This window comes from Rhizobium sp. CB3171 (genome assembly GCF_029714265.1).
Classification (GTDB): domain Bacteria; phylum Pseudomonadota; class Alphaproteobacteria; order Rhizobiales; family Rhizobiaceae; genus Rhizobium.
Genome location: NZ_CP121652.1, coordinates 1,283,849 through 1,308,012 on the forward strand (window position 1 = coordinate 1,283,849; position 24,164 = coordinate 1,308,012).

Sequence of the window (24,164 nt, forward strand, 5' to 3'; positions counted from 1 at the left end):
TTTATCCAGAGGGTGGAAAACAGGAAAGGAAATCAATATGTCTATCACTACGGAAGGTTGGGTCGTCTTTCTTCTTATCGGTCTGGTCGCGGGCTTTCTCGCGAGCCTGGTCGTCGGTGGAGGCGGGCTCATCAGTTGCCTGGTGAGCGGCGTGATTGGTGCTTTCGTGGGCGGTTTCCTGTTCCATTATTTTGGGATTTCGCTCGGCATTGAAAATGCACTGGTGGTGGAAATCATCCATGCCACCGTCGGTGCGATCATCGTGGTGCTATTGGCGAGATTAATCGCCTGAGATCGGGGATGTGATGGAAAGTGTCGGCTGGCTGGGTCTGGTCATCATCGGCGGTCTCGCGGGCTGGCTTGCGGGAAAGCTGATGGAGGTGCGCTACGGCATCATCCTCAACATCGTGCTTGGCATTGCCGGCTCGGTCGTTGCCGCTGCCATTTTGGTGCAATTGCATGTCGGCGTGCCCGGCGGCCGGATCGGCTATTTCGTCACCGGTTTCATTGGTGCGTGCATTCTGATATTTCTCGCCAAACTCGTCCGGCGATGAATGGGCCGCGACTGAGCGGCGGAAAGTAGACATTTCATGGTCACGATTCTCGACACGATCAATCCAGACGCAAAGCGGGTCAGGCATCCGGAAAAGGCGCATCGGCCGGATACGGAAGTCCTGCGCAAGCCGGATTGGATCCGTGTCAAGGCGCCGACATCGAAGGGCTATGCCGAGACCCGCTCGATCGTGAAGGAACACAAGCTCGTCACGGTTTGCGAAGAGGCCGGCTGCCCGAACATCGGCGAATGTTGGGACAAGAAGCACGCCACCTTCATGATCATGGGCGAGATCTGTACCCGCGCTTGCGCCTTCTGCAACGTCTCGACCGGCAAGCCGAATGCGCTCGATATGGCCGAGCCTGAAAACGTCGCCAAGGCCGTCAAGGAAATGGGCCTCAGCCATGTCGTCATTACCTCCGTCGACCGCGATGATCTGGAAGACGGCGGCGCCGAGCACTTTGAAAAGGTGATCTGGGCAATCCGCGCCGCTTCGCCGACAACGACGATCGAAATCCTGACGCCGGACTTCCTGAAGAAGCCGGGCGCCTTGGAGCGCGTCGTCGCCGCCAAGCCGGACGTCTTCAATCACAATATGGAAACCGTCGCCGGCAACTATCTGACCGTACGTCCCGGCGCCCGCTATTTCCACTCGATCCGCCTGCTGCAGCGAGTCAAGGAACTCGATCCGACCATGTTTACCAAGTCCGGCATCATGGTCGGTCTCGGTGAAGAGCGCAACGAAGTGCTGCAGTTGATGGATGATCTCAGGACGGCCGATGTCGACTTCCTGACCATCGGTCAGTATCTGCAGCCGACACGCAAGCATCATCAGGTCATGAGCTTCGTCACGCCGGATGAATTCAAGTCCTACGAGACGGTTGCCTATACCAAGGGCTTCCTCATGGTCGCCTCCAGCCCGCTTACCCGCTCCTCCCACCACGCCGGCGACGATTTCGCCCGGCTGCGGGCCGCCCGCGAGAAGAAGATTCTGCTGGCCGCAGAGTAAAATACAAGTCTCTTGCCTTTTGAACGAACCGCGGCGATTGTGCCGCGGTTTTTGTTCGTGCCGTCATCTGTTCGTCATTGGAGCGGCCTAAGGGACACGCCGCCGTTTGTTACCGGTTTCGGCGCTTTAGAATCGACTATGGAGCTGGACCGTGGAGCAGATCGTCGCGCCGCAGGCGCTCCCTTATGCCGTCGATATAGAGACGGCAGTGTCTATTCTCAGAAGTGCCAACCGGATTCTCGTCATCGGCTGTTCCGGTGGAGGCAAGTCGACGCTGGCGCAGAAGATCGTTGTTTGCCTGGACTTACCTTACCTCTCAATGGATCGGGAGTTTTTCTGGCTGCCAGGCTGGGTAAAGAGAGACAGGGCCGAAGAGCGGAGTCTAATTGCGGGAAAAGTCTCCGAGGATCGCTGGCTTATTGATGGGACAGGGCCGTCAAGCTTCGATCTGAGATTACCGCGGACCGAACTTGTTCTTTGGGTGCGTATGCCGCGCTGGCTATGTATGTGGGGGGCTCTATCGAGAGCGTTGCGATGGCTGGGACGGTCGCGCCCCGATATGGCGCCGGGTTGTCCAGAGCGCATCGATTGGGAGTTCCTGCGTTACATATGGGATTGGGAGCGGAAATTTGCGCCGAAAGTGCTCGCGGGCCTCATCGAACACGGCCCCGATGTGCCTGTTCTGCAGCTAAAATCCCGCGGCGAAATGCGTCAGCTTCTTGATCTTCTGAACCGTCCTGCTTAATTGCCGCTCATGCCTCAGTTCGAAACGCACCGCCCCGTCCCACACTCGCCTGAACAGATGTTCGACCTCGTCGCCGATGTCGAGCGCTATCCGGAATTCCTGCCGCTTTGCGAGGCGCTGATTGTCCGCAATCGCAAGGAGCGCGACGGCAAGATCCTGCTGATTGCCGATATGACTGTCGGCTACAAGGCGATCCGCGAGACCTTTACGACGCAGGTGCTGCTCAACAAGCCGGAACGGGCGATCGACGTGAAATATATCGACGGGCCGTTCAAATATCTCGACAATCGCTGGCGCTTCACGCCATCGGAAAACGGCGGCTGCAGCATTGATTTCTTCATCGACTATGAGTTCAAGAGCCGCATCCTCGGCGCCCTGATGGGATCGATGTTCGATCGCGCTTTCCGTATGTTCACGGATGCCTTCGAGACACGCGCGAAGAAGATCTACGCCTGAGGCGGGAGTTAGGCATTACTTGCCGAGAGTGATCAGCATTTCCAATGCGGTCTTCAAGGTGGCGAGCCGAACCTTGTCGCGGCCGATATCGCCATAGCGCATTTCATAATGGATGAGTGCGCCGTTACGCGCCTTGGCGGCGAGGTGGACCAGCCCCACGGGCTTTTCCGCAGAGCCGCCAGCGGGTCCGGCAACACCGGTGACTGCGACGGCAAAGTCAGCCCGGGAGCGGAAAAGGGCGCCATGCACCATCTGCAGCGCCGTCTCCCTGGAAACAGCACCGAACTGCACGAGCGTCTGCTCCTGCACGCCGAGCATGTCCATCTTCGCCGTATTCGTATAGGTCACGAAGCCGCGGTCGACGACGGCTGACGAGCCGGGAATTTCCGTTAAAGCGCCTGCGATCAGCCCGCCGGTGCAGGATTCCGCCGTGGCGACCATCCAGCCTTTGGCGGCGAAATCGGTGATGATGCCCTGGGCGAGCGCGAGAATATCGTCGGGAAAATGCGTCATGCCTTGCCTCCGCGATAGACCACCGTTGCCGTCGCGATAGCCGCGATGCCCTCGCGGCGGCCGACGAAGCCGATCTTTTCGTTTGTGGTCGCCTTCACCGAGCAGCGCTCCAGGCTGATTCCCAGGAACTCGGCGAGTTTCGCGCGCATCGCCTCACGGTGCGGTCCGACCTTCGGCGCTTCGGCAATCAACGAGACATCGGCATTCATGATCGTGCCGCCGTGATCGCGGACGATCTTTGCCGCATGTTCGATGAAGATGCGGGAGGGGGCACCCTTCCATTGCGGATCGGAGGGCGGAAAATGGTCGCCTATATCGCCGGCGCCGCAGGTGGCAAGCAGGGCGTCCGTCAGCGCATGCAGAGCGACATCGGCGTCGGAATGACCCTTCAGCTTTTGATCGTGCGGAATGAAGACGCCGCAGAGTGTTACCCCGTCGCCCGGCTCAAGCTGGTGGACGTCATAGCCGTTGCCGGTGCGCACATCCGGCAGCAGGCCTGCGGAAAGCTTTTCATCGGCAATGGCGATATCCCTTTTGATCGTCAATTTGATATTGTCCGAACTGCCGGCAACGAGCGTCACCGGCAGGCCGCTCCATTCGGCGATCGCGGCATCGTCGGTGAAATCCGTCTTATTCTCGGCGGCGGCTTTTTCATGCGCCGCCAGAATATCGGCGTAGCGGAAGGACTGCGGTGTCTGCGCGGCGTAAAGGCCCGAGCGGGGTACGGTTTCGATCACCAGTCCAGCCGCATCGGCTCGTTTCAGCGTATCTGTCACGGGCATGGCAGGCAGCACGGCAGGTGCACCGGCAGCCAGCGCGGCGGCGACGCGATCGAGCAGATCATGGTCGAAGAAGGGGCGTACGGCATCATGGATCATGACATGCGTGACGTCGGCATTTTCCAGTTTCCGTAACCCCGCAAGCACCGATTGCTGACGGGACACGCCGCCAAAAGCAATCTCGACCTCGGACGAATCGGCAACCTGTTGCAGCGCGGCTTGGAGCAATATCTCGTCGTCGCGATGAATGACGATCACGATCTTTGCCGCCTGCGGCCATGTCACGAATTTTTCAAGCGTATGCGCAATAACCGACCGGCCGCCGATCGGGCGATATTGCTTCGGACCTTCTTCGGGCGATCCCGCCCGCTCGCCACGCCCGGCTGCAACGATCACGATTCCGATCGACATCGGTTGCAATGAGTGCATTTGCGTCATAAACCCCCAGGGATGAAAGGCTTTCGCTCCAGCATGATCCCCAAAAGTGTGAAGCGGTTCTTGGATGGGATCATGATAAGCAGATCGCCAAAGCGGGATCTCGCTCCAGCAGGGTCTATCGCCTCGAATGGGTATTTTCCAGCATCTGCCCAAAAAATATCGGCGTTCTCCGAAACCTCTTGGCAAGCTCCGCAAGACTGTCTAAAAATAGTGCAAATATATGGTGTGCCTGAAAGATAATCATTTGTTTCCGTCCGAGCTTGCAGCCCCATTTTCCATCGGCCCGGTGCCCATCCGCAATCGCGTGATCCTCGCGCCGATGTCGGGTGTGACCGATTTGCCTTTCCGGCAGCTCGCTTTGCGCTATGGGGCCGGCCTGGTCGTGACGGAAATGGTCGCCAGCCGCGAATTGGTGCAGGACACGGCGGAATCCTGGGCGCGCCTGAGAAGTGCCGGCCTGAAGCCGCATATGGTGCAACTGGCCGGCCGCGAGGCGCATTGGATGGCCGAGGCGGCGAAAATTGCCGCCGACAATGGCGCTGACATCATCGACATCAATATGGGATGCCCGGCCAAGAAGGTCATCGGCGGCTATTCCGGCTCGGCGCTGATGCGCGATCCGGATCACGCGCTGAGCCTAGTCGAGGCGACGGTTAAGGCGGTCGATATTCCTGTGACGCTGAAGATGCGGCTCGGCTGGGACGAAAATACCATCAACGCGCCGCATATCGCCCGCCGAGCCGAGGAAGCTGGAATCCAGCTCGTGACCATCCACGGTCGCACGCGCATGCAGTTCTACGAGGGCAGGGCGGATTGGGATGCGATCCGCGCCGTTCGCGATGTCGTCTCCATTCCGCTGGTGGCCAATGGCGATGTCGACACGCCTGAGGATGCGCTTGAGATACTTCGCCGCTCCGGCGCTGATGCGGTCATGGTCGGTCGCGGCTGTCAGGGGCGGCCGTGGCACGCGGGCGTGCTTGCCGGCCATCGCCACCCGGACCGCAGCGAGATCGCCGATATCGCCTTGGAGCATTATCAGATGATGCTCGCGTTCTATGGCGAAGCCGTTGGCATTCGCCATGCCCGTAAACATCTCGGCTGGTATCTGGACCGTTACGCTCCCACCATAACAGGCGCTGAAAAGGCAGGGATCATGACTTCGAAAGACAGCCGGGAAGTGGCGGCATTGTTCCATGCGGCTCTGCGGACCGCGTCCGATCTCGCCCAAGGCGTCCAGGAGGCCGCATGAGTTCCAAATCCGATTCCGGAGCCGCGGATCACATGGGCAGCGTGGCCATGGCCGTTCTCAACGCGATCCAGAACCCGGTCGTCATGGTCAACGAGGCCGGCCTGATCGCTTTTGCCAACTGGGAGGCCGAAGCCTTTTTCGGCGCCAGCGCCTCGCATCTGTCCCGCTATGAGATTTCCACCTTCATTCCCTTCGGCAGTCCGCTGCTGGCGCTGATCGATCAGGTGCGCGAACGCCGTGGCCCGGTCAACGAATACCGCGTCGATCTCAGCTCGCCGCGTCTCGGCCAGGACAAGCTTGTGGACATTTATGTCGCGCCGGTTTCGAGCGAACCCGGCTCTGTGGTGATCGTCTTTCAGGAACGGTCGATGGCCGACAAGATCGACCGGCAATTGACCCACCGGGCTGCCGCCCGTTCGGTGACCGGCCTTGCGTCGATGCTGGCGCATGAGATCAAAAACCCGCTTTCCGGCATCCGCGGTGCGGCCCAATTGCTCGAACAATCGGTGGAGGATGATGATCGCGGGTTGACGCGCCTCATCTGCGACGAGACCGATCGCATCGTCTCGCTGGTCGACCGCATGGAGGTCTTTTCCGATGAGCGTCCGATCGACCGTGTGCCGGTCAACATCCATTCCGTCCTCGATCACGTGAAGGCGGTCGCCAAGGCCGGTTTTGCGCGCAATATCAAAGTCACCGAGAATTATGACCCGTCATTGCCGGCTGTTTATGCCAATAGAGACCAGCTCGTGCAGGTCTTTCTCAATCTGGTGAAGAATGCTGCCGAAGCCATCGGCGATCGGCCGGATGGCGAGATCATGCTGACAACGGCCTATCGCCCGGGCATCCGCCTTTCCGTGGCCGGCACGCGCGAAAAGATTTCGCTGCCGCTGGAATTTTGTGTGATCGACAACGGCCCGGGCGTGCCCTCCGATCTTCTGCCGCATCTCTTCGATCCGTTCATCACGACGAAGACGAACGGGACCGGCCTCGGCCTCGCGCTGGTCGCCAAGATCATCGGCGATCATGGCGGCATCGTCGAATGCGATAGCCAGAATCACCGCACCACTTTCCGCGTCCTGATGCCGGCCTCCAAAGGCATTACGCTTGAAGACGCTCCTTTTCCGAACTCCACAGGGACTACTCGATGACAGCTACGATCCTTGTCGCCGATGACGATGCGGCCATCCGCACCGTGCTCAATCAAGCCTTGAGCCGCGCGGGTTATGATGTGCGCATCACATCCAATGCCGCCACGCTCTGGCGTTGGGTTTCCGCCGGCGAAGGCGACCTCGTTGTAACCGATGTCGTGATGCCTGACGAAAACGCCTTCGACCTGCTGCCGCGTATCAAGAAGGCGAGGCCGGAGCTGCCCGTTCTGGTCATGAGTGCGCAGAATACCTTCATGACGGCGATCAAGGCCTCTGAAAAGGGCGCCTATGATTATCTGCCGAAGCCCTTCGACCTGACGGAGCTGATCGCCATTATCGGCCGCGCTTTGTCCGAACCGAAGCGCAAGCCCGCCAAGCTTGATGACGACATACAGGACGGAATGCCGCTGGTCGGCCGCTCTGCCGCCATGCAGGAAATCTACCGTGTGCTGGCGCGTCTGATGCAGACCGATCTGACGCTGATGATCACCGGCGAATCCGGCACCGGCAAGGAGCTCGTCGCCCGCGCGCTACATGATTACGGCAAGCGCCGCAATGGCCCCTTCGTCGCCATCAACATGGCGGCAATCCCGCGCGACCTGATCGAATCGGAATTGTTCGGCCATGAGAAGGGCGCCTTCACCGGCGCGCAGACGCGCTCGACCGGTCGCTTCGAGCAGGCCGAGGGCGGCACGCTGTTTCTCGACGAAATCGGCGATATGCCGATGGACGCTCAGACCCGTCTGCTGCGCGTCCTGCAGCAGGGCGAATATACGACCGTCGGCGGCCGTACGCCGATCCGCACCGACGTCCGTATCGTTGCCGCCACCAACAAGGATTTGAAGCAGGCGATCAATCAGGGCCTCTTCCGCGAGGACCTCTATTACCGCCTCAACGTCGTGCCGCTGCGCCTGCCGCCGCTGCGCGATCGTGCCGAGGATATTCCCGATCTCGTCCGCCATTTCGTGCAGCAGGCTGAGAAAGAGGGGCTGGGCTCCAAGCGTTTCGACCAGGAAGCCCTAGAGCTGATGAAGGCCTATCCTTGGCCTGGCAACGTGCGTGAGCTGGAAAATCTTATCCGTCGGCTGATGGCGCTCTATCCGCAGGATGTCATCACCAAGGAGATCATCGATGCCGAACTGCGGGCTGATGTGCCCGACAGTCCGATCGAAAAAGGCCCGGTCCGCACGGGGAATATGACCATCGCCCAGGCGGTCGAGGAGAATATGCGCACCTATTTCGCGAGCTTCGGCGACAATCTGCCGCCGCCCGGGCTCTATGATCGCATCCTCACCGAAATGGAATATCCGCTGATCCTTGCGGCATTGACCGCAACCCGCGGCAATCAGATCAAAGCCGCCGATCTGCTCGGTCTCAACCGCAATACACTGCGCAAAAAGATCAGAGAACTGGGTGTTTCCGTCTATCGAAGCTCCCGGACGGCTTGACAATGTGATCGGATGCGTTGCATTTTCGCCACAATGCGTTGCTTAAAGGTCACGCAGCCGGTTCACTGTTTTTATGGTAATGATTCGTCGGGTGTGTTCCCACGCAAGGGGAAATTGTTCAGCAGTTTCAGTTCATTGTTCCAATGATTTGAAGCGGAGGTTTTGCGTCGAGCGCGAAGCCGGATGACGGTTCCCACCTTTGCCTGTCACTCCTGCTGCTGCCAAAACGGTGCTGATGCAATTTTGGCCAAGGCGCCGACCGCCGCCTGGGCCCGGAGACGATGGGAATGAAGCAGGACGCGGTGTCGCCGCAAGCGAGCGACGAGGCGGTCGTCAAAGTGACGGACCGTCGAGCATCCTTCGCCCTCCCTGGCCTGATCTTGGCCGGCGGCGCGCTTTTGTGCGCGATTGCGACGCTTCTCATGCTTCTGGGGCTGACACCGATTGCCCCTACATCCTCTGTCGTCTTCACCTCCGTTGTGATCAACGGCCTGTTCGTTCTGGGGCTGATCGCCCTGATCGCACGCGAAGTTGCGCGCCTTGTGAAAGCGCGCAGTCGCGGCCGCGCGGCGGCGCGTCTGCATATCCGCATCGTCGTTCTCTTTTCCATCGTTGCGATCACCCCGGCGATCCTCGTGGCCATTGTCGCCAGCTTGACGCTGAATGTCGGCCTAGACCGCTGGTTTGCGCTGCGCACGCAGCAGATCATCAGTTCCTCGCAGAATGTCGCCCAAGCCTACCTGATGGAGAACGCCAGCTACCTGCAGGGCCAGACCGTTTCCATGGCGAACGATCTGGAGCGCAATCGCACGCTCTATAGCCTCGACCGCACCGGTTTTGCCGATCTGATGACCCGTCAGGCCAAGGGCCGCGGTTTACTGGGGGCTTTCCTGGTGCGCCGTGACGGCAGCGCGATCGTTCAAGCCGACATCAAGACCGAGCGTCCGCTGCCAGCAATTCCGAAGGATGCGCTCGACGCCTCCGCCGACGGCCAGCCGACGCTCATACCGCCCGGAGTGACCAACCTCGTCGGCGCCATCCTCAAACTGGACGAGATTCCCGGCTCCTTCCTCTACACCGTCCGGGCCGTCGATCCGCGCGTCATGAACGCCATGCGCATGGTCGAAGACAACACGGCCGAATACAAGGCGATGGAAGCAGGACGCATGTCCCTGCAGATCGCCTTTGCCGTGCTCTATATCGGCTTTGCGCTGATCGTGCTTCTGGCGGCGATCTGGACCGCGATCGCGGTTGCCGACCGCATCGTTCGGCCGATCCGGCTTTTGATCAGTGCAGCCGACAATGTCGCCTCCGGCAACATGAATGTGCTGGTGCCGGTGCGCGCGGCCGATGGCGACGTCGGCAGCCTGTCGCGCACCTTCAACAAGATGATCGCGGAGATACGCACCCAACGCGACGAGATTCTTGAAGCCAAGGACGAGGTGGATGACCGCCGCCGCTTCATCGAAGCGGTGCTCTCCGGCGTCACTGCGGCCGTGATCGGCGTCGAACACGACCGGCGCATCACCATTGCCAACACATCTGCCGAAGAGCTGCTGACCCTGAAGAGCGATGAGCTTGTCGGCAAGAACCTGGCGGAGATAGCCCCTGAGGTCGAGCAGGTGGTGACGGAAGCGACGACCCGGCATCGCAATGATTTCCGCAAGCAGATCAGCCTGGTGCGCGGCGGCACGGTGCGGACGCTGAGCGTCCAGGTGACGCGCGAGGAGTCGCGCGACGCGAATGAATCCTACGTCATCACGCTCGACGACATCACCGATCTGGTCATCGCCCAGCGCTCGACCGCTTGGGCCGATGTCGCCCGCCGTATCGCGCATGAGATCAAGAACCCGCTGACGCCGATCCAGCTTTCCGCCGAGCGCATCCGCCGCCGCTTCGGCAAGAATATCGCCGAGGCCGATCGCCCGGTCTTTGATCAATGTACCGACACGATCATCCGCCAGGTGGGCGATATCGGTCGCATGGTCGATGAATTCTCGTCATTTGCCCGCATGCCGAAACCGACGATGGAACCGAGCGATCTGCGCGACATCCTGCGCGACGCGGTGTTCCTACGCGAAATGGGCAACAATCACGTCAAGTTCGAGCGCGAACTCGGGGACGAGCGACTGGAAGGCATGTTTGACACGCGCATGCTGGGTCAGGCTTTCGGCAATCTCATAAAGAACGCCGTCGAGGCGATCGAGGGCGTGCCGAGCGGCGAGACCCGCGAGGAGCCTAAGGTCCTTGTACGTTCATCCCTGGATGCTGAGCGCGATCGCTTTACGGTCGACGTCATCGACAATGGCCGCGGCCTGCCGGTCGAGAATCGGCACAGCATTCTCGAACCTTACATGACGATGCGCGAGAAGGGGACGGGCCTCGGTCTCGCGATCGTCAAGAAGATCATTGAAGACCATGGCGGGCAGCTCGAATTGCATGATGCTCCCGCCGATTTCGACCAGGGCAGGGGTGCCATGATCCGCGTGCATTTGCCGCGTCGTGAGCAGGCCGCCGTCGCCCAGACAGCAAGTGACAAGGAAAGCGTATATGGCATCTGATATTCTCGTGGTGGATGATGAGGAAGATATCCGCGAAATCGTTTCGGGAATTCTTTCAGATGAGGGGCATGAGACTCGCACTGCGTTTGATAGTGACAGCGCTTTGGCGGCGATCTCCGACCGCGCGCCGCGGCTGATCTTCCTCGATATCTGGATGCAGGGCAGCAAGCTCGACGGCCTGTCGCTGCTGGATGAGATCAAGACACGGCATCCGGAGCTGCCTGTCGTGATGATCTCCGGCCACGGCAACATCGAAACCGCCGTCTCCGCCATCAAGCGCGGCGCCTTCGATTTCATCGAGAAGCCGTTCAAGGCAGACCGGCTGATCCTGATCGCCGAACGGGCGCTGGAAAATTCCAAGCTGAAGCGCGAGGTCTCGGAGCTCAAGCGCCGCACCGGTGATGCCGTCGAGCTGATCGGCACGTCGGTTGCCGTTTCGCAGCTTCGCCAGACCATCGACAAGGTCTCTCCCACCAATAGCCGCGTGATGATCTTCGGCCCCTCCGGTTCCGGCAAGGAGCTGGTGGCCCGTATGATTCACAAGAAGTCGTCGCGCGCCAATGGTCCTTTCGTCGCCTTGAATGCCGCAACGATCACGCCCGAACGCATGGAGATCGCCCTGTTCGGGACCGAGGGTTCGCCCGGCCAGCCACGCAAGATCGGCGCGCTGGAAGAGGCGCATCGGGGCATCCTCTATCTCGACGAAGTCGGCGAGATGCCGCGCGAGACGCAGAACAAGATCCTGCGCGTGCTGGTCGATCAGCAATTCGAGCGCGTCGGCGGCTCGAAGCGGGTAAAAGTCGATGTGCGCATCATATCGTCGACGGCCTACAATCTGGAGAGCCGGATCGCCGAAAGCCTGTTCCGCGAAGATCTCTACCATCGCCTGGCCGTGGTGCCGGTGCGGGTGCCTGCTCTCGCCGAGCGGCGCGAGGATATTCCATTCCTCGTCGACCAGTTGATGCGGCAGATTTCCGAGCAGGCCGGCATCCGCTCGCGCCGGATCGGCGACGACGCCATGGCGGTGCTGCAGGCGCATGATTGGCCGGGCAATATTCGCCAGCTTCGCAACAATATCGAACGCCTGATGATCCTGGCGCGCACCGATGGCCCGGATACGCCGATTACGGCGGAGATGTTGCCGACCGATCTTGGCGACATGCTGCCGAAGGTCTCCGCCAAGAACGACTATCACATCATGACGTTGCCGCTGCGTGAAGCGCGTGAAATGTTCGAGCGCGACTATCTGATTGCCCAGATCAACCGCTTTGGCGGCAATATTTCGCGCACGGCCGAGTTCGTCGGCATGGAGCGTTCCGCGCTGCATCGCAAGCTGAAGTCGCTCGGCGTCTGAAATCATTTGCGCGGCAGTGACGATCTGCCACGCAAATCCTTCATATCCTCACAAAATTCCGCTCAGGGTCCGTCATGCCGAGAATAGCTTATGTGAACGGCCGTTACGTCAAGCACAGCGACGCGATGGTCCATGTGGAGGATCGCGGTTATCAATTCGCCGACGGCGTCTACGAGGTCTGTGAGGTCCGTCACGGCCTGATCGTCGATCTGACCCGGCATCTCGACCGTCTCAACCGCTCCCTCGGTGAGCTGCGCATCGCCTGGCCGATGAGCCGCGCGGCATTGATCCATGTGATTCGCGAGACTCTGCGCCGCAATCATGTCCGCTACGGCCTTTTCAATCTGCAGGTCACGCGCGGTGTTGCCCGGCGTGATCATGTTTTCCCGGCCCCAGGGACGCCGTCCTCGATCGTCGTCACCGCCAAGAGCACCGATCCGTCCATCATCGCCAAGAAAAATGCCAATGGCATCAAGGCGATTACCGTGCGCGACAACCGTTGGGATCGGGTCGACATCAAGTCGGTCGGGCTTCTGTCGAACGCGCTGGCTCGCCAGCAGGCCAAGGAAGCCGGCGCGCAGGAAGCCATCTATATCGATCACAACGGCATGGTGAAGGAGGGGGCTGCGACCAACGTCTGGATCGTCGATTCCGATGGCAACCTGGTCACGCGTCCGGCCGAGCACGGCATTCTGCGCGGCATCACGCGCACGACGCTGATCGACGTTGCCGCGAAATTGGAGCTTCCCATCGTCGAGCGGTTTTTCTCCGTCGAGGAGATGATGGCGGCGCGCGAAGTGTTCATCACGGCGGCCACAAGCATTTGTTTTCCCGTGGTTGCCATCGATGGCGAGACGATCGCCAACGGTCATCCGGGAAGCGTTTCGCAGAAAATTCGCGAAGCCTTTTTCGACGTTGCGGAAAAGACTGCGATTTGATACCAACATTCGCTGGAGAGGGGAGAATGAGGGTATCTCCTGTCCGGGGTCTCAGTATATCTTGATATTTCACCGGCTTAGGCCGGCAAAAAAGAAAGAAGCGGCGCGATGGCGGAACGTTCTCAGAACTTGCAGGACCTATTTCTCAATACTGTTCGCAAGCAAAAGATTTCACTCACAATCTTTTTGATCAATGGCGTAAAGCTCACGGGCGTTGTTACGTCTTTTGACAATTTCTGCGTCCTGCTGCGCCGAGACGGCCATTCTCAGCTCGTCTACAAGCATGCGATCTCGACGATCATGCCTGGCCAACCGATGCAGATGTTCGAGAGCGAAGAAGTCGCATCCTAACTAGGATTTGCCGTTATCACGACACGCGATACGAAAAACGATTCCATCATCCCGGAAACAGCAAAGCATCGGGATGATACGCATGCTGTCGTCATTGTGCCTGTCCTGAAGCAGGCGCGCGCATCGCGCACCGCGCAGGCAGATGGTGCGACGACGACTACACGTTCCCCCGAAAGCCGGCTCGAAGAAGCCAAGGGTCTGGCGCTTGCCATCGACCTGGACGTTGTCAATGGCTCGATCGTGCCGATCAGCGATCCGCGTCCAGCGACGCTTCTCGGCACAGGCAAGATCGAGGAAATCCGCGCGCTGCTCGATGAATTTAACGCCGGCCTGGTGATCGTCGATCATCCGCTGACGCCGGTACAGCAGCGCAACCTCGAGAAGGAATGGAACGCCAAGGTCATCGACCGCACGGGTCTCATTCTCGAAATCTTCGGCCGCCGCGCCTCCACCAAGGAAGGCACGCTGCAGGTCGATCTCGCACATTTGAATTACCAAAAAGGCCGGCTGGTTCGAAGCTGGACCCACCTTGAGCGCCAGCGCGGCGGTGCGGGCTTCATGGGCGGCCCCGGTGAAACCCAGATCGAGGCCGACCGGCGCATGCTGCAGGAGCGGATCATCCGGCTCGAGCGCGAACTGGAACAAGTGGTGCGCACCCGTCAGCTTCACCGTGCCAAGCGCAAGAAGGTGCCGCACCCGATCGTGGCATTGGTGGGCTATACCAATGCCGGCAAATCGACGCTGTTCAACCGAATTACCGGCGCCGGCGTCCTGGCCGAGGACATGCTGTTTGCGACGCTCGATCCGACGCTTCGGCGCATGAAGCTGCCGCATGGCCGCACCGTGATCCTCTCCGATACCGTCGGCTTCATTTCCGACCTGCCGACCCATCTGGTGGCCGCTTTTCGCGCTACGCTGGAAGAAGTCCTGGAAGCCGACCTGATCCTGCATGTGCGCGATCTTTCGGATGACGACAACCCAGCGCAGAGCGCCGATGTCATGCGCATCCTCGGCGATCTCGGCATTGGCGAGGCGGAAGGGGCGGAGCGCATCCTCGAGGTCTGGAACAAGATCGATCGACTGGAGCCGGAGGCGCACGATGCCATCGTCCAGAAGGCATCAACCGCCGAAAACGTGATCGCGGTCTCGGCAAGGAGCGGCGAGGGCGTCGATCGCCTGATGAACGAAATCAGCCGCCGGCTTTCCGGCGTCCTGACCGAGACGACGATCACGTTGCCCGTCGACAAGCTGGCATTGTTGCCCTGGCTCTACAATCACGCCATCGTCGATAACCGGGAAGACAACGAGGATGGCACGATCACGTTGGATCTGCGCTTGACTGAGACGGAGGCCGCGGAGCTGGAACGACGCATGGGCAACGGCCCGAAGCCGCAGCGTGAGGATTGGGAATAGGCGTCCTCGAGCGGTTCAGCTTTTCACGGAATGGCAGAACCGCTCTATCCTTTTGTTTTTTCGCAATTCCGGACGGAAAATCGCTTCGCACTTTTACTGGATTGCTCTACTCGGCGAGCTGACGCTCGATCGCCTTCGCCGCCTGCCAGATATCTTCCATCCGTTCTAGAGAAGCGCCGTCCAGGGTTTCCCCTTCGGCGGCAAGTGTCGTTTCGATGTGATTGAAACGGCGGCGGAACTTCGTGTTGGTGCCGCGCAATGACTGCTCCGGGTCTGCCTTCACATGCCGCCCGATGTTGACGACGGCGAAGATCAGGTCGCCTAGTTCGTCGCTGACCTTGGCCTTGTCGCCGCTCGCAAGCGCCACCCGCAATTCATCGATCTCCTCCTCGATCTTGTCGAGGATCGGCTCGGGTGCTGACCAGTCGAATCCGACTTTGGCGGCGCGTTCCTGCAATTTCAGGGCCTCGGTCAAAGCGGGGAATGTGCGCTGCACCGAGCCGAGGAAACCGGTTTTGAAATCTTCGGCAATACCCCGCCGCGCCCGCCGCTCGGCGCGCTCGCGCTTCTCTTCCGCCTTGATCTCCTCCCATTGCAGCTTCACAGCGTCGGGCGTGTCGGCGCCGGAGACGGCAAAGACATGCGGGTGCCGGCGGATCATCTTGCGGGTAATGGCTTCCACCACATCGCCAAAGGAGAACTCGCCCGCTTCCTCGGCCATGCGAGCGTGGAAAACGACCTGCAGCAGGAGATCGCCGAGCTCCTCGCAAAGATCGTCCATATCCCTGCGTTCGATCGCATCGGAAACCTCGTAGGCTTCCTCGATCGTATAGGGCTTGATGGTCTCGAAGGTCTGGACAATGTCCCAGGGGCAACCGGTCTCGGGATTGCGCAGCGCCGCCATGATTTCGATCAGGCGGGATATGTCTCTCGATGCTTGCATCGGGGCCTCTATAGTCTTGTCTATCTCAGTTCAGTGGAATGTCGTTGTCTCTCTTGGTCGCCTGATAGCTATCAGAGAGCGCGTTATAGGCGGCCTTGATGCGCGCCGTCTGTTCCTTGAGTGCCGCCTTCAGCGGGTCCGCCTCGGTTTCGACGAGATCGGCGACGGCAAAGCTGTTCCAGAAGGCGTTCTGCCGGCGATAGCCGCCCGGTTCCAGTCCGAAGACTTCTTTCAGGATCTTCAGGTCATGCGGGATCGCGAAGGCGTCGCGGGAATCCTCATGGCTGAAGAAGTAATAGAAATTATCGAAACCGGCCCAGGTGATTGCCGACATGCACATGCTGCAAGGTTCGTGCGTGGAGAGGAAGATCAGCTCCTTGGTCGCAGGCTTCTCGCCGAGTTCGTAGAAGCGCTTCAACGCATGCACTTCGCCATGCCAAAGCGGATTTTCGAGTTCATTGTTCGTTTCGGCAATCACCAGCGACAGGTCGGATTTGCGCAGGATCGCAGCGCCGAACACCTTGTTTCCGGCAGCAACGCCCCTTTGCGTCAATGGCAGGATATCGTGCTCCATCACACTGAGGAGGCGAGGGGCGATGGTGTTAGGGGACAAGCGGCACACTCCGAAACTTTTTCCCGATCTTAACGGCATCGTCGGCCCTGCGGAATGCGCAAATGACGTATGGACTCCATTTGCCACAGGCAATAGGAATATCCGTGATAGCAAGAAGTCCTAAAAGTCTATGGATTTCCTGTATTTATGCTATTCTGACTGACTGGTGAGTTTTGCTCAAATCGGACAGATGTCGAGCAAAAGAATACGGACTCGGCGGAGCATTAGAATTTCTGTTTCTTCAATCTCCTGGCCGGTAAGGTGATATTCGGGCAATCTCGAAGTGGAATGATAATGCCTCCCAGGACTCAACAGCTTTCGGTGTTTCCCGCCTTCTTTCGCGTGGAAGGAAGGATCGCGGCTGTCTTCGGCAATGGTGATGAAGCCTTTGCCAAGACGCGGTTGCTGATGAACACGCAGGCGAAGATCGTCGCCTATACGCAGACGCCGGAGGCCGATTATCACTCCTTCCTGATTGCCAACCGCATCGAGACGGTGCGTGCAGCCTTTTCGCCGGATCAGGTCCAGGGCGCTGCCCTCGTGTTCGCCGCCACTGGCGATGCCGAAGCCGATCGCGCTATTGTTGATGCCGCCCGCGCCGAAAGAATTCCGGCGAACGCCGTCGATCAGCCGGACTATTGCGATTTTTACACCCCGGCGCTGGTCAATCGTGCCCCTGTGGCCGTTGCGATCGGTACCGAAGGCGCCGGCCCCGTGCTGGCGCAGATGATCCGCGCGCAGATCGATCAGATACTCTCGCCCTCGCTCGGCAAGCTCGCTGAACTGGCGACGAGCTATCGCAAATCCGTCGATCGTCTCGTGCCGCGCGGCGTCGCTCGCCGCGTCTTCTGGCGCCGCTTCTTTTCCGGTCCGGTCGCCGATGCTGTCAGTGCCGGCCATTTGCTGCAGGCCGAACGCGCAGCCGACAGTTTGCTGCACTCGATGCATAAGGTCGAGGGCCATGTGTGGCTGGTTGGCGCCGGTCCTGGCGCCGAAGATCTGCTGACCCTGCGCGCCCAGCGCGTGATGATGGAAGCTGATGTCATCGTCTATGACGCGCTCGTCCCGCAGGCCATTGTTGATATGGGCCGCCGGGACGCTGAGCGTCTTTCCGTCGGCAAGCGCAAGGGCTGCCATACCAAATCCCAGGAAGAGATCAACGATCTGCTGGTGCAGCTTGGCCGCGACGGCAAGCGCGTTGTGCGGCTGAAATCCGGCGATCCGCTGGTCTATGGCCGGGCGGGCGAAGAGATGGCTGCCCTGCGTGCCGCTGGCGTTACCTATGAGATCGTTCCGGGCATCACCTCGGCCTTTGCTGCGGCTGCCGATTTCGAGCTGCCGTTGACACTGCGCGGCGTCGCTTCATCGCTGGTCTTCACCACTGGTCACGACCTGACCGGCGACGTGCTGCCGGATTGGGCAAGCCTCGCCGTATCCGGCGCGACCATCGCCGTCTATATGGGCCGTACGGTCGCCGCATCCGTTGCTGGCCGCCTGATGGACGCCGGGCTTCCGCCTGAGACCACTGTTGCCGTCATCGAGAACGCCAGCCGCCGCGACCGGCGCCTGATGCACGGCACACTGAAAGATTTGCCGGACCTGGAGCATCGCGATGAGCTGAGCGGTCCGGTCATGGTCATCATCGGCGATGCCGTCGCCGGCGCCAATTTCGAACAGTCCGAGTCGCTGGTCCGTCAGGAGACGCTGCTCAAGAATTTGCAAGGAGCTGATCCATGGTCGACAAGGTTCTGACCGCAAACCGGCTGACCGATGGCATTGCCGTCTGGTGGAATGCCAATGGTGAGTGGGCAACCTCGCTGCAAGGGGCGCTGGTCGCTCGTCATGCCGAGGCGGAAGCCGCGCTCGAGGCGATCGGCAAGCAGGCCTATGCCGACAACAAGGTTGTCGATGTCGCTCTGATCGAGATCCAGGAAACCGGCGGCAAGCTCTGGCCGCTGCGCCTGCGCGAGCGCATCCGCGCCGAAGGTCCCACTATGGAATACGCGCCGGGCTATGCCGCGGCCGATCCGGAATTTATTGCAGTCTGAGGAAATCATGTATCGTTACGACGAATTTGACCACGCCTTTGTTGCGGAACGGGTTGCGCAGTTCCGCGATCAAGTGCAGCGGCGCCTTTCGGGTGAACTCTCGGAAGATGCGTTCAAGCCGCTGCGCCTGATGAATGGCGTCTATCTGCAGCTCCATGCCTACATGCTGCGCATCGCCGTTCCCTATGGCACGCTGAGCTCACGCCAGATGCGTATGCTCGCCCATATCGGGCGCACCTATGACCGCGGTTATGGCCATTTCACTACCCGCCAGAACCTGCAATTCAACTGGCCGAAGCTGTCCGATATACCCGATGTGCTTGCCGACCTCGCTTCCGTCGAGATGCACGCCATCCAGACGTCGGGCAATTGCATTCGCAATGTCACGGCCGACCATTTTGCCGGTGCTGCCGCTGACGAAGTCGCCGACCCGCGTCCCTATGCGGAAATCCTGCGGCAGTGGTCCTCGGTCCACCCGGAGTTCTCCTTCCTGCCGCGCAAGTTCAAGATTGCCGTCACCGGCGCCGAGCGCGACCGCGCCGCGATCCAGGTGCACGACATCGGCCTGCATCTGAAGAAGAACGACAAGGGCGAAATCGGCTTTGCCGTCTACGTCGGTGGCGGGCAGGGCCGTACGCCGATGGTCGCCAAGCTGATCCGCGACTTCCTGCCGGAAGAAGACCTGCTGTCCTACACGACCGCCATCGTGCGCGTGTACAATCTGCACGGCCGCCGCGACAACAAATACAAGGCCCGCATCAAGATTCTCGTGCACGAAACCGGGGCTGAGGAATTGACCCGCCAGGTCGAGGCCGAGTTTGCGAAGCTGAAGGACACGGAACTGAAGCTTCCCGAAGCGGACGTTCAGGCGATCACTACCTATTTCGCGCCGCCGGCTCTGCCCGAGCGTGCCGAAGGCTGGGAAAACCTTGCCCGCTGGAAAAAAGCCGATCCGGACTTTGCCCGCTGGGTGCAGCAGAATGTGCAGCCGCACAAGAACCCCGATTATGGCATGGTGACGATCTCGCTGAAGCCGATCGGCGGTATTCCGGGCGATGCTTCGGATGCGCAGATGGACGTGGTCGCCGACATCGCCGAAGAATATGCTTTCGACGAAATCCGCGTCAGCCATGAGCAGAATCTGATCCTGCCGCATGTGGCGCTGGCCGATCTCGAGGCCGTCTATCGCGGTCTGGTCGCCGCCGGTCTCGAAACGGCTAATGCCGGTCTGATCACGGATATTATCGCCTGTCCGGGGCTGGATTATTGCGCTCTCGCCAATGCCCGTTCGATCCCGGTCGCGCAGGAAATCTCCAAGCGCTTCGGTTCGCCCGAGCGTCAGGCCGAAATCGGTGAGCTGAAGATCAAGATTTCTGGCTGCATCAACGCCTGCGGTCACCACCATGTCGGCCATATCGGCCTGCTCGGCGTCGAGAAGAAGGGTGCGGAACTCTATCAGATCACGCTTGGCGGTTCCGGCGACGAGCATACCTCGATCGGTGAGATCATCGGCCGCGGCTTTGAGCCGGACAAGGTGACCGACGCGATCGAGACGATCGTTGATACTTATCTCGGCCTGCGCCTGGAACCCTCCGAAACCTTCCTCGCCGCCTATCGCCGCGTCGGACCGCAGCCTTTCAAGGACGCGCTCTACGGCTCGGCTGCGGCTGAAGCGGCGTAAGGAGATGGCCATGACGAAGATTTGGCGGGAAACCGGTTTTGTCACAAACGATCCCTGGATCATCGAGACCGATGAGCTGAAGGCGACCGAAGAGCAGAAGCCTCTGCTTGGCCTCGATGCCCTGATTGCCAAGGCCGAGGAAAGCAACGATGTCGGCCTCGGCGTATTGATCAAGCCGGCTGACGATGTGACGCGGCTGGAGCCCTATCTCTCTCGCTTGGAGATCGTTGCCGTAGCGTTTCCGGCTTTCAACGATGGCCGCGCCTTCAGCCATGCTTCGCTGCTGCGTCAGCGCCTTGGTTATGCCAATGAGCTGCGTGCGGTCGGCGATGTGCTGATCGACCAGATTCCGTTGATGCTGCGTGTCGGTATCGACAGTTTTGCGGTTACCAACGAGACGGCGCTGAAGAGGCTTTCGGAGCAGCGCCTTCCGGGCATTCCGCATCACTATCAGCCGACCGCCCGGCAAGCCGAAGATGGCCAAGCCTTTAGTTGGCGCCGTAAGGCGGCTAAAACGGCCTAATTCGGCTTCTAGCCCAGGGATGCCGGCAATGCGAAATACATCGGATTGCCGCATTCTTGGTATATACGGCTCACATGATGCGTGAATCCTGACCGGAACACGCATATTTTATGCCGGCGCCGTGGGATGGAATAGAATGCCTTTAAATCGGGGCTATATTATAATATCAGCCTCGCAAAACGCAGCCTGCCAAGAATGACGTGTACGACGAATACGGGATCCGATACCGAATGAACGCCCCTGCCAAGACCGAAGAGTTTGTTTCCGCAGTGCCCGCCGGCGTCTTTGCCGAGAAGGTACTGAGCGTGACACATTATACCGACCGGCTCTTTCGCTTTACGATGACCCGGCCGCAGGGCTTCCGCTTCCGCTCGGGCGAATTTGCGATGATTGGCCTCATGGTCGACGGCAAGCCGCTTTATCGCGCCTATTCGATCGCGAGCCCCGCCTGGGCCGACGAGCTTGAATTCTTCTCGATCAAGGTTCCGGACGGTCCGCTGACCTCGCATCTGCAGAACATCAAGCCGGGCGACGAGGTGCTGATGCGCAAGAAGCCGACGGGTACGCTCGTGCTCGACGCGCTGACCCCTGGCAGAAGGCTCTATATGTTCTCGACCGGCACCGGCATCGCGCCCTTCGCCAGCCTGATCCGCGACCCTGAGACCTACGAGAAGTTCGAGGAAGTGATCCTCACCCATACGACCCGTGATGTGGCCGAGCTGAAATACGGCTTCGACCTCGTCGAGGAAATTTGCAACGATGAAATCCTGAGTGAAGTCGTCGGCGACAAGCTGCGCCATTATGCGACCGTCACCCGCGAAGAGTTTCCCTTCAAGGGCCGCATTACCGATCTCATCGAAAACGGCAAGCTTTTCACCGATCTCGGCGTTCCCGCATTGGATCCCGCGATCGACCGCGGCATGATCTGCGGCTCTTCCGCCATGCTGAAGGATACCAAGGATCTGCTTGAGAAGGCAGGTCTTAGCGAGGGCGCCAACAGCAAGCCGGCTGAATTCGTGATCGAACGCGCCTTCGTCGGTTAAAGCAGTTTTCCATCCGGGATTGCAAAAAAGATAAAGCGGTTCTGCGTTCCCATGAAAGGCTGAACCACTCTCTGAACCTTCGGATATCGGAATAGGCAAGGCGGTCTCGACAGCGAGGCCGCCTTTTTCATCTGTCGCTGAGATAATCGATCAGAGCCGCCATCGTCTTGCGGGCATCTTCGCTGTTGCCCCCATGGATCGCCCTGATGACGCTGACATGCAATGCGATCGAGCGGTCCATGCCGTCAGGCGTCGCGGTCGAATACCAGAGCCGACGTGAATGGGTCTGCACTGGCCCAAGTGCGGCCGTGATGAAGCCGTTCGGACAGGCATCCTCGAGAATTTCATCAAACGTCTTGTCGGCGGCAAAGAAGCCCGGCAGATCGCGCGTTGCGGCGCACTCGGTCATCAGCCGAGCGCATTCGAGCAGTTGTTCCCGCTGTTCCTCAGTGGCATGGCTGGCGACCAGCGACGCGGCGATCGGTTCGAGTTCGCGCCTGACCTGCATGACATGCATATGGTCTGCCAGCCGAATCTCCGCGATCTGCAATCCCACGCGCGGCCGTACATGGATCAGCCCTTGCCATGCCAGCTTCTGGATAGCCTCGCGCACCGGCGTGCGCCCGTGGCCGGCCAATTCGATCAGTTGCTTTTCCGTGACCAGTGCACCCGGTTTCAGCGCCAGCGTAACGATCCGATGCTCGAGGGCGAGATAGGCGCGGTGGCTTTGCGAATTCTGCATTCCCGGATGATTCCATTGATATATCAAAAGTTGGCATGTCGTTGCCGCGATGGCAAGCGACTGTGATATATCAGGAAAGGACGATGCAGGCGTAGCCTATTTGCACTCCGATCGAACGATCGCGCTCACGTGGAATGCCTGCCGTCGTCGGGCGAAACCCACAGCAAAGTCTTTCCCGTATCGGAAAGGTGCTGGCGAGCTTGCCGGACCTGTCGAAGTTCTGATTTGGTGGAATCAACCGGTCAAAAGGCCGGGCGAGAGAGCCCGGCATTCTCTAGCCGTGATAGGGGATCAATAGCCGATTGCGGAAGAAAGGCTGGGCGGCTTCCGCTTGGCAGCCATCAGCAAATCCAGTTCCGTAGCAGATGGTCCGAACTTGTCGAAGAGCCGCTTGGCTTCCTTGTCGTCGAGGCGATACTTTCGTGCGAATTCGGCGATGCTGTAGGGGCGACCGCGTATTACCTTCCGGCCCGGCGTCTGATTGGCGCTTTGGGTCATGCTTCCAACCTCCTCTTCCGTCTACCAACAAAAGCTAGGGCTGCGGGCGAGGTTGAAAAGGGTTGTGAAAGCCAAAATGTCACATAAATACAATAAAAAAGGGAAGGCGAGATATCCCCGTCTTCCCCTTGACCATCTCTGTCCTGACGGACTTTGCTCGTTGAGCGGGCGCCTATCGTCTGATCAACCGACCAACGAAAATCAGGATGCAGGCGCCTATGAAGCCGGTGATCAGATAGTTGATCCATGCGTTGAACGGCAATGCGATGTGCAGAATCCCCAGGAGCCAGCTAGCAACAATCGCCCCGACAATGCCGAGGATGATGTTCATGATAAGACCCATGTTGCTTTCCATGAGCTTTTCGGCGAGCCAGCCTGCGAAGCCGCCAATGATGATTGCTGCGATCCAACCGACGTGTGCGTCTTCCATAGAAATCCTCCTGAGGGAATCGGCGGGTTGCCAATAAATTTCGATATACACCAAAAGCGATTCGGGCCGCAAACAATTGCGTCTGGGTTGCGATCAGAGTCGCTGGCGTGCAGATCCCGGTTATTAAGGAAGAATGTTACCGTTGTTCCGACGTGGCGAAGCAAGCTCTGAGATCGGCAAGCTGTTTTCTCAGCTCCTCGGCGACTTCATCGGTCGTGTCGATGAACCGGTTGTTTTCGACGGCGTGTACGCGAATGCGGCCCTGCTTCAAACAGTGCAGATGGAAACGCAGAAATTGCTCCTGTGCCTTGCACCATTTATCGAGTTCGGATTTCTGCTTCATTGGCGTCCCCGACCCAGTGCCGGCCTCAACCTGATTCTGAACTGATGTCTCAAGAATTCAGGCGTCAAGCATTCAAAAAAATCATCCTATCATACCGTGGTAACATTCTGAGGCGGTGATTGCCGAGTCAGTCATTTGAATGAGAAAAGCGTAGTTGCCACTCTAAAGGTGTGCGGCAAATCTCCCGAAAAGGCAGGTATAACCTATAAGATAATCCTTAAATTGAGGAATTCTGCGGTTTCTTATCATCAAAACGACCAATCCTTGCTTTTTTCGCGAAGAAAGACGCGGCGTCCAATGCTGATCTTCCCGATTTGCGCATCGAGACAGGCAGCTTTCACC

General features: G+C 59.5%; 26 protein-coding genes. 18 read left to right on the top strand and 8 right to left on the bottom strand.

Annotation, left to right across the window (positions count from 1 at the left end):
- Positions 1 to 37: 37 nt before the first annotated feature.
- From QA648_RS06375 to QA648_RS06395, 5 genes are all read left to right on the top strand, one after another.
- Complete coding sequence (locus tag QA648_RS06375) at positions 38 to 292, top strand: GlsB/YeaQ/YmgE family stress response membrane protein (protein ID WP_104823002.1); 255 nt, start codon at positions 38 to 40, stop codon at positions 290 to 292.
- Positions 293 to 305: 13 nt separating this feature from the next.
- On the top strand, positions 306 to 554 hold the full coding sequence (locus tag QA648_RS06380) for a GlsB/YeaQ/YmgE family stress response membrane protein (RefSeq protein WP_104823003.1): 249 nt from the start codon (positions 306 to 308) through the stop codon (positions 552 to 554).
- 36 nt (positions 555 to 590) lie between these two features.
- Positions 591 to 1,562 carry a lipoyl synthase gene (lipA, locus tag QA648_RS06385; protein WP_283050292.1) on the top strand — a complete coding sequence of 324 codons (972 nt, stop codon included), beginning with the start codon at positions 591 to 593 and terminating at the stop codon, positions 1,560 to 1,562.
- 160 nt (positions 1,563 to 1,722) lie between these two features.
- Positions 1,723 to 2,307, top strand: coding sequence for an AAA family ATPase (locus tag QA648_RS06390; RefSeq protein ID WP_283051235.1), 585 nt, complete (start codon positions 1,723 to 1,725; stop codon positions 2,305 to 2,307).
- A 9-nt stretch (positions 2,308 to 2,316) separates the two neighbouring features.
- Positions 2,317 to 2,763 (top strand): type II toxin-antitoxin system RatA family toxin, encoded by a 447-nt coding sequence (locus tag QA648_RS06395; protein ID WP_104825088.1) that lies wholly within the window; start codon positions 2,317 to 2,319, stop codon positions 2,761 to 2,763.
- A gap of 15 nt (positions 2,764 to 2,778) precedes the next feature.
- On the opposite strand, the gene QA648_RS06400 is transcribed toward QA648_RS06395, so the two are convergent.
- Together QA648_RS06400 and QA648_RS06405 are read right to left on the bottom strand one after the other, a co-directional pair.
- Positions 2,779 to 3,276, bottom strand: coding sequence for a CinA family protein (locus QA648_RS06400; RefSeq protein ID WP_283050294.1), 498 nt, complete (start codon positions 3,274 to 3,276; stop codon positions 2,779 to 2,781).
- On the bottom strand, positions 3,273 to 4,493 hold the full coding sequence (locus QA648_RS06405; protein ID WP_283050295.1) for a bifunctional 2-C-methyl-D-erythritol 4-phosphate cytidylyltransferase/2-C-methyl-D-erythritol 2,4-cyclodiphosphate synthase: 1,221 nt from the start codon (positions 4,491 to 4,493) through the stop codon (positions 3,273 to 3,275). The genes QA648_RS06400 and QA648_RS06405 overlap by 4 nt, the downstream gene beginning before the upstream one ends.
- A gap of 220 nt (positions 4,494 to 4,713) precedes the next feature.
- Here QA648_RS06405 and dusB point away from each other — a divergent pair, with 220 nt between their 5' ends.
- The 8 genes from dusB to hflX all read left to right on the top strand — a co-directional run bounded on the left by dusB (position 4,714) and on the right by hflX (position 14,958).
- Complete coding sequence (gene dusB, locus QA648_RS06410; RefSeq protein WP_283050297.1) at positions 4,714 to 5,742, top strand: tRNA dihydrouridine synthase DusB; 1,029 nt, start codon at positions 4,714 to 4,716, stop codon at positions 5,740 to 5,742.
- Positions 5,739 to 6,893: a nitrogen regulation protein NR(II) gene (locus tag QA648_RS06415; RefSeq protein WP_283050299.1), complete on the top strand. Its 1,155-nt coding sequence runs from the start codon at positions 5,739 to 5,741 to the stop codon at positions 6,891 to 6,893. Before dusB ends, QA648_RS06415 begins: the two co-directional genes overlap by 4 nt.
- Positions 6,890 to 8,341: a nitrogen regulation protein NR(I) gene (gene ntrC / locus QA648_RS06420; protein WP_104823009.1), complete on the top strand. Its 1,452-nt coding sequence runs from the start codon at positions 6,890 to 6,892 to the stop codon at positions 8,339 to 8,341. The genes QA648_RS06415 and ntrC overlap by 4 nt, the downstream gene beginning before the upstream one ends.
- 287 nt (positions 8,342 to 8,628) lie before the next feature.
- Entirely contained in the window at positions 8,629 to 10,902 is a 2,274-nt protein-coding gene (locus QA648_RS06425) for a PAS domain-containing sensor histidine kinase (protein WP_104823010.1), read from the top strand.
- A complete protein-coding gene (locus QA648_RS06430) occupies positions 10,892 to 12,256 on the top strand; it encodes a sigma-54 dependent transcriptional regulator (protein ID WP_104823011.1) in 1,365 nt (454 codons plus the stop codon). Before QA648_RS06425 ends, QA648_RS06430 begins: the two co-directional genes overlap by 11 nt.
- Before the next feature lie 74 nt (positions 12,257 to 12,330).
- Positions 12,331 to 13,194 carry a D-amino-acid transaminase gene (locus QA648_RS06435; protein ID WP_283050303.1) on the top strand — a complete coding sequence of 288 codons (864 nt, stop codon included), beginning with the start codon at positions 12,331 to 12,333 and terminating at the stop codon, positions 13,192 to 13,194.
- A 108-nt stretch (positions 13,195 to 13,302) separates the two neighbouring features.
- Complete coding sequence (gene hfq, locus QA648_RS06440) at positions 13,303 to 13,545, top strand: RNA chaperone Hfq (protein WP_007693481.1); 243 nt, start codon at positions 13,303 to 13,305, stop codon at positions 13,543 to 13,545.
- Positions 13,546 to 13,593: 48 nt separating this feature from the next.
- Positions 13,594 to 14,958 carry a GTPase HflX gene (gene hflX, locus QA648_RS06445; RefSeq protein ID WP_199773572.1) on the top strand — a complete coding sequence of 455 codons (1,365 nt, stop codon included), beginning with the start codon at positions 13,594 to 13,596 and terminating at the stop codon, positions 14,956 to 14,958.
- A gap of 106 nt (positions 14,959 to 15,064) precedes the next feature.
- Here hflX and mazG read toward each other — a convergent pair whose 3' ends face one another.
- A complete protein-coding gene (gene mazG / locus QA648_RS06450; protein ID WP_283050311.1) occupies positions 15,065 to 15,901 on the bottom strand; it encodes a nucleoside triphosphate pyrophosphohydrolase in 837 nt (278 codons plus the stop codon).
- A gap of 25 nt (positions 15,902 to 15,926) precedes the next feature.
- Positions 15,927 to 16,514, bottom strand: coding sequence for a nucleoside deaminase (locus QA648_RS06455; protein WP_283050313.1), 588 nt, complete (start codon positions 16,512 to 16,514; stop codon positions 15,927 to 15,929).
- 288 nt (positions 16,515 to 16,802) lie between these two features.
- Between QA648_RS06455 and cysG the strand changes: the two genes are divergently transcribed.
- From cysG to QA648_RS06480, 5 genes are all read left to right on the top strand, one after another.
- A complete protein-coding gene (gene cysG, locus QA648_RS06460) occupies positions 16,803 to 18,266 on the top strand; it encodes a siroheme synthase CysG (RefSeq protein WP_283050315.1) in 1,464 nt (487 codons plus the stop codon).
- Positions 18,248 to 18,562, top strand: coding sequence for a DUF2849 domain-containing protein (locus QA648_RS06465; protein ID WP_104823017.1), 315 nt, complete (start codon positions 18,248 to 18,250; stop codon positions 18,560 to 18,562). Before cysG ends, QA648_RS06465 begins: the two co-directional genes overlap by 19 nt.
- Before the next feature lie 7 nt (positions 18,563 to 18,569).
- Positions 18,570 to 20,243, top strand: a complete 1,674-nt coding sequence (locus tag QA648_RS06470; protein ID WP_283050317.1) for a nitrite/sulfite reductase — start codon at positions 18,570 to 18,572, stop codon at positions 20,241 to 20,243.
- A 10-nt stretch (positions 20,244 to 20,253) separates the two neighbouring features.
- Positions 20,254 to 20,766 carry a DUF934 domain-containing protein gene (locus QA648_RS06475; protein WP_283050319.1) on the top strand — a complete coding sequence of 171 codons (513 nt, stop codon included), beginning with the start codon at positions 20,254 to 20,256 and terminating at the stop codon, positions 20,764 to 20,766.
- Positions 20,767 to 20,996: 230 nt separating this feature from the next.
- Positions 20,997 to 21,809, top strand: coding sequence for a ferredoxin--NADP reductase (locus tag QA648_RS06480; RefSeq protein WP_283050321.1), 813 nt, complete (start codon positions 20,997 to 20,999; stop codon positions 21,807 to 21,809).
- 127 nt (positions 21,810 to 21,936) lie between these two features.
- Here QA648_RS06480 and QA648_RS06485 read toward each other — a convergent pair whose 3' ends face one another.
- The 4 genes from QA648_RS06485 to QA648_RS06500 form a co-directional block, all read right to left on the bottom strand.
- A complete protein-coding gene (locus tag QA648_RS06485; protein WP_104823021.1) occupies positions 21,937 to 22,551 on the bottom strand; it encodes a GntR family transcriptional regulator in 615 nt (204 codons plus the stop codon).
- A gap of 291 nt (positions 22,552 to 22,842) precedes the next feature.
- On the bottom strand, positions 22,843 to 23,049 hold the full coding sequence (locus QA648_RS06490; RefSeq protein ID WP_104823022.1) for a hypothetical protein: 207 nt from the start codon (positions 23,047 to 23,049) through the stop codon (positions 22,843 to 22,845).
- A 172-nt stretch (positions 23,050 to 23,221) separates the two neighbouring features.
- Positions 23,222 to 23,479 carry a GlsB/YeaQ/YmgE family stress response membrane protein gene (locus QA648_RS06495; protein WP_104823023.1) on the bottom strand — a complete coding sequence of 86 codons (258 nt, stop codon included), beginning with the start codon at positions 23,477 to 23,479 and terminating at the stop codon, positions 23,222 to 23,224.
- 136 nt (positions 23,480 to 23,615) lie between these two features.
- Positions 23,616 to 23,822, bottom strand: coding sequence for a hypothetical protein (locus QA648_RS06500; RefSeq protein WP_283050324.1), 207 nt, complete (start codon positions 23,820 to 23,822; stop codon positions 23,616 to 23,618).
- Positions 23,823 to 24,164 lie beyond the last annotated feature (342 nt).

Coding starts and splice junctions, on each gene's coding strand:
- QA648_RS06375 (WP_104823002.1), top strand. CDS start 38: ATGTCTATCACTACGGAAGGTTGGGTCGTCTTTCTTCTTATCGGTCTG.
- QA648_RS06380 (WP_104823003.1), top strand. CDS start 306: ATGGAAAGTGTCGGCTGGCTGGGTCTGGTCATCATCGGCGGTCTCGCG.
- lipA (WP_283050292.1), top strand. CDS start 591: ATGGTCACGATTCTCGACACGATCAATCCAGACGCAAAGCGGGTCAGG.
- QA648_RS06395 (WP_104825088.1), top strand. CDS start 2,317: ATGCCTCAGTTCGAAACGCACCGCCCCGTCCCACACTCGCCTGAACAG.
- QA648_RS06400 (WP_283050294.1), bottom strand. CDS start 3,276: ATGACGCATTTTCCCGACGATATTCTCGCGCTCGCCCAGGGCATCATC.
- QA648_RS06405 (WP_283050295.1), bottom strand. CDS start 4,493: ATGACGCAAATGCACTCATTGCAACCGATGTCGATCGGAATCGTGATC.
- dusB (WP_283050297.1), top strand. CDS start 4,714: ATGGTGTGCCTGAAAGATAATCATTTGTTTCCGTCCGAGCTTGCAGCC.
- QA648_RS06415 (WP_283050299.1), top strand. CDS start 5,739: ATGAGTTCCAAATCCGATTCCGGAGCCGCGGATCACATGGGCAGCGTG.
- ntrC (WP_104823009.1), top strand. CDS start 6,890: ATGACAGCTACGATCCTTGTCGCCGATGACGATGCGGCCATCCGCACC.
- QA648_RS06425 (WP_104823010.1), top strand. CDS start 8,629: ATGAAGCAGGACGCGGTGTCGCCGCAAGCGAGCGACGAGGCGGTCGTC.
- QA648_RS06430 (WP_104823011.1), top strand. CDS start 10,892: ATGGCATCTGATATTCTCGTGGTGGATGATGAGGAAGATATCCGCGAA.
- QA648_RS06435 (WP_283050303.1), top strand. CDS start 12,331: ATGCCGAGAATAGCTTATGTGAACGGCCGTTACGTCAAGCACAGCGAC.
- hfq (WP_007693481.1), top strand. CDS start 13,303: ATGGCGGAACGTTCTCAGAACTTGCAGGACCTATTTCTCAATACTGTT.
- mazG (WP_283050311.1), bottom strand. CDS start 15,901: ATGCAAGCATCGAGAGACATATCCCGCCTGATCGAAATCATGGCGGCG.
- cysG (WP_283050315.1), top strand. CDS start 16,803: ATGATAATGCCTCCCAGGACTCAACAGCTTTCGGTGTTTCCCGCCTTC.
- QA648_RS06465 (WP_104823017.1), top strand. CDS start 18,248: ATGGTCGACAAGGTTCTGACCGCAAACCGGCTGACCGATGGCATTGCC.
- QA648_RS06470 (WP_283050317.1), top strand. CDS start 18,570: ATGTATCGTTACGACGAATTTGACCACGCCTTTGTTGCGGAACGGGTT.
- QA648_RS06475 (WP_283050319.1), top strand. CDS start 20,254: ATGACGAAGATTTGGCGGGAAACCGGTTTTGTCACAAACGATCCCTGG.
- QA648_RS06480 (WP_283050321.1), top strand. CDS start 20,997: ATGAACGCCCCTGCCAAGACCGAAGAGTTTGTTTCCGCAGTGCCCGCC.
- QA648_RS06485 (WP_104823021.1), bottom strand. CDS start 22,551: ATGCAGAATTCGCAAAGCCACCGCGCCTATCTCGCCCTCGAGCATCGG.
- QA648_RS06490 (WP_104823022.1), bottom strand. CDS start 23,049: ATGACCCAAAGCGCCAATCAGACGCCGGGCCGGAAGGTAATACGCGGT.
- QA648_RS06495 (WP_104823023.1), bottom strand. CDS start 23,479: ATGGAAGACGCACACGTCGGTTGGATCGCAGCAATCATCATTGGCGGC.
- QA648_RS06500 (WP_283050324.1), bottom strand. CDS start 23,822: ATGAAGCAGAAATCCGAACTCGATAAATGGTGCAAGGCACAGGAGCAA.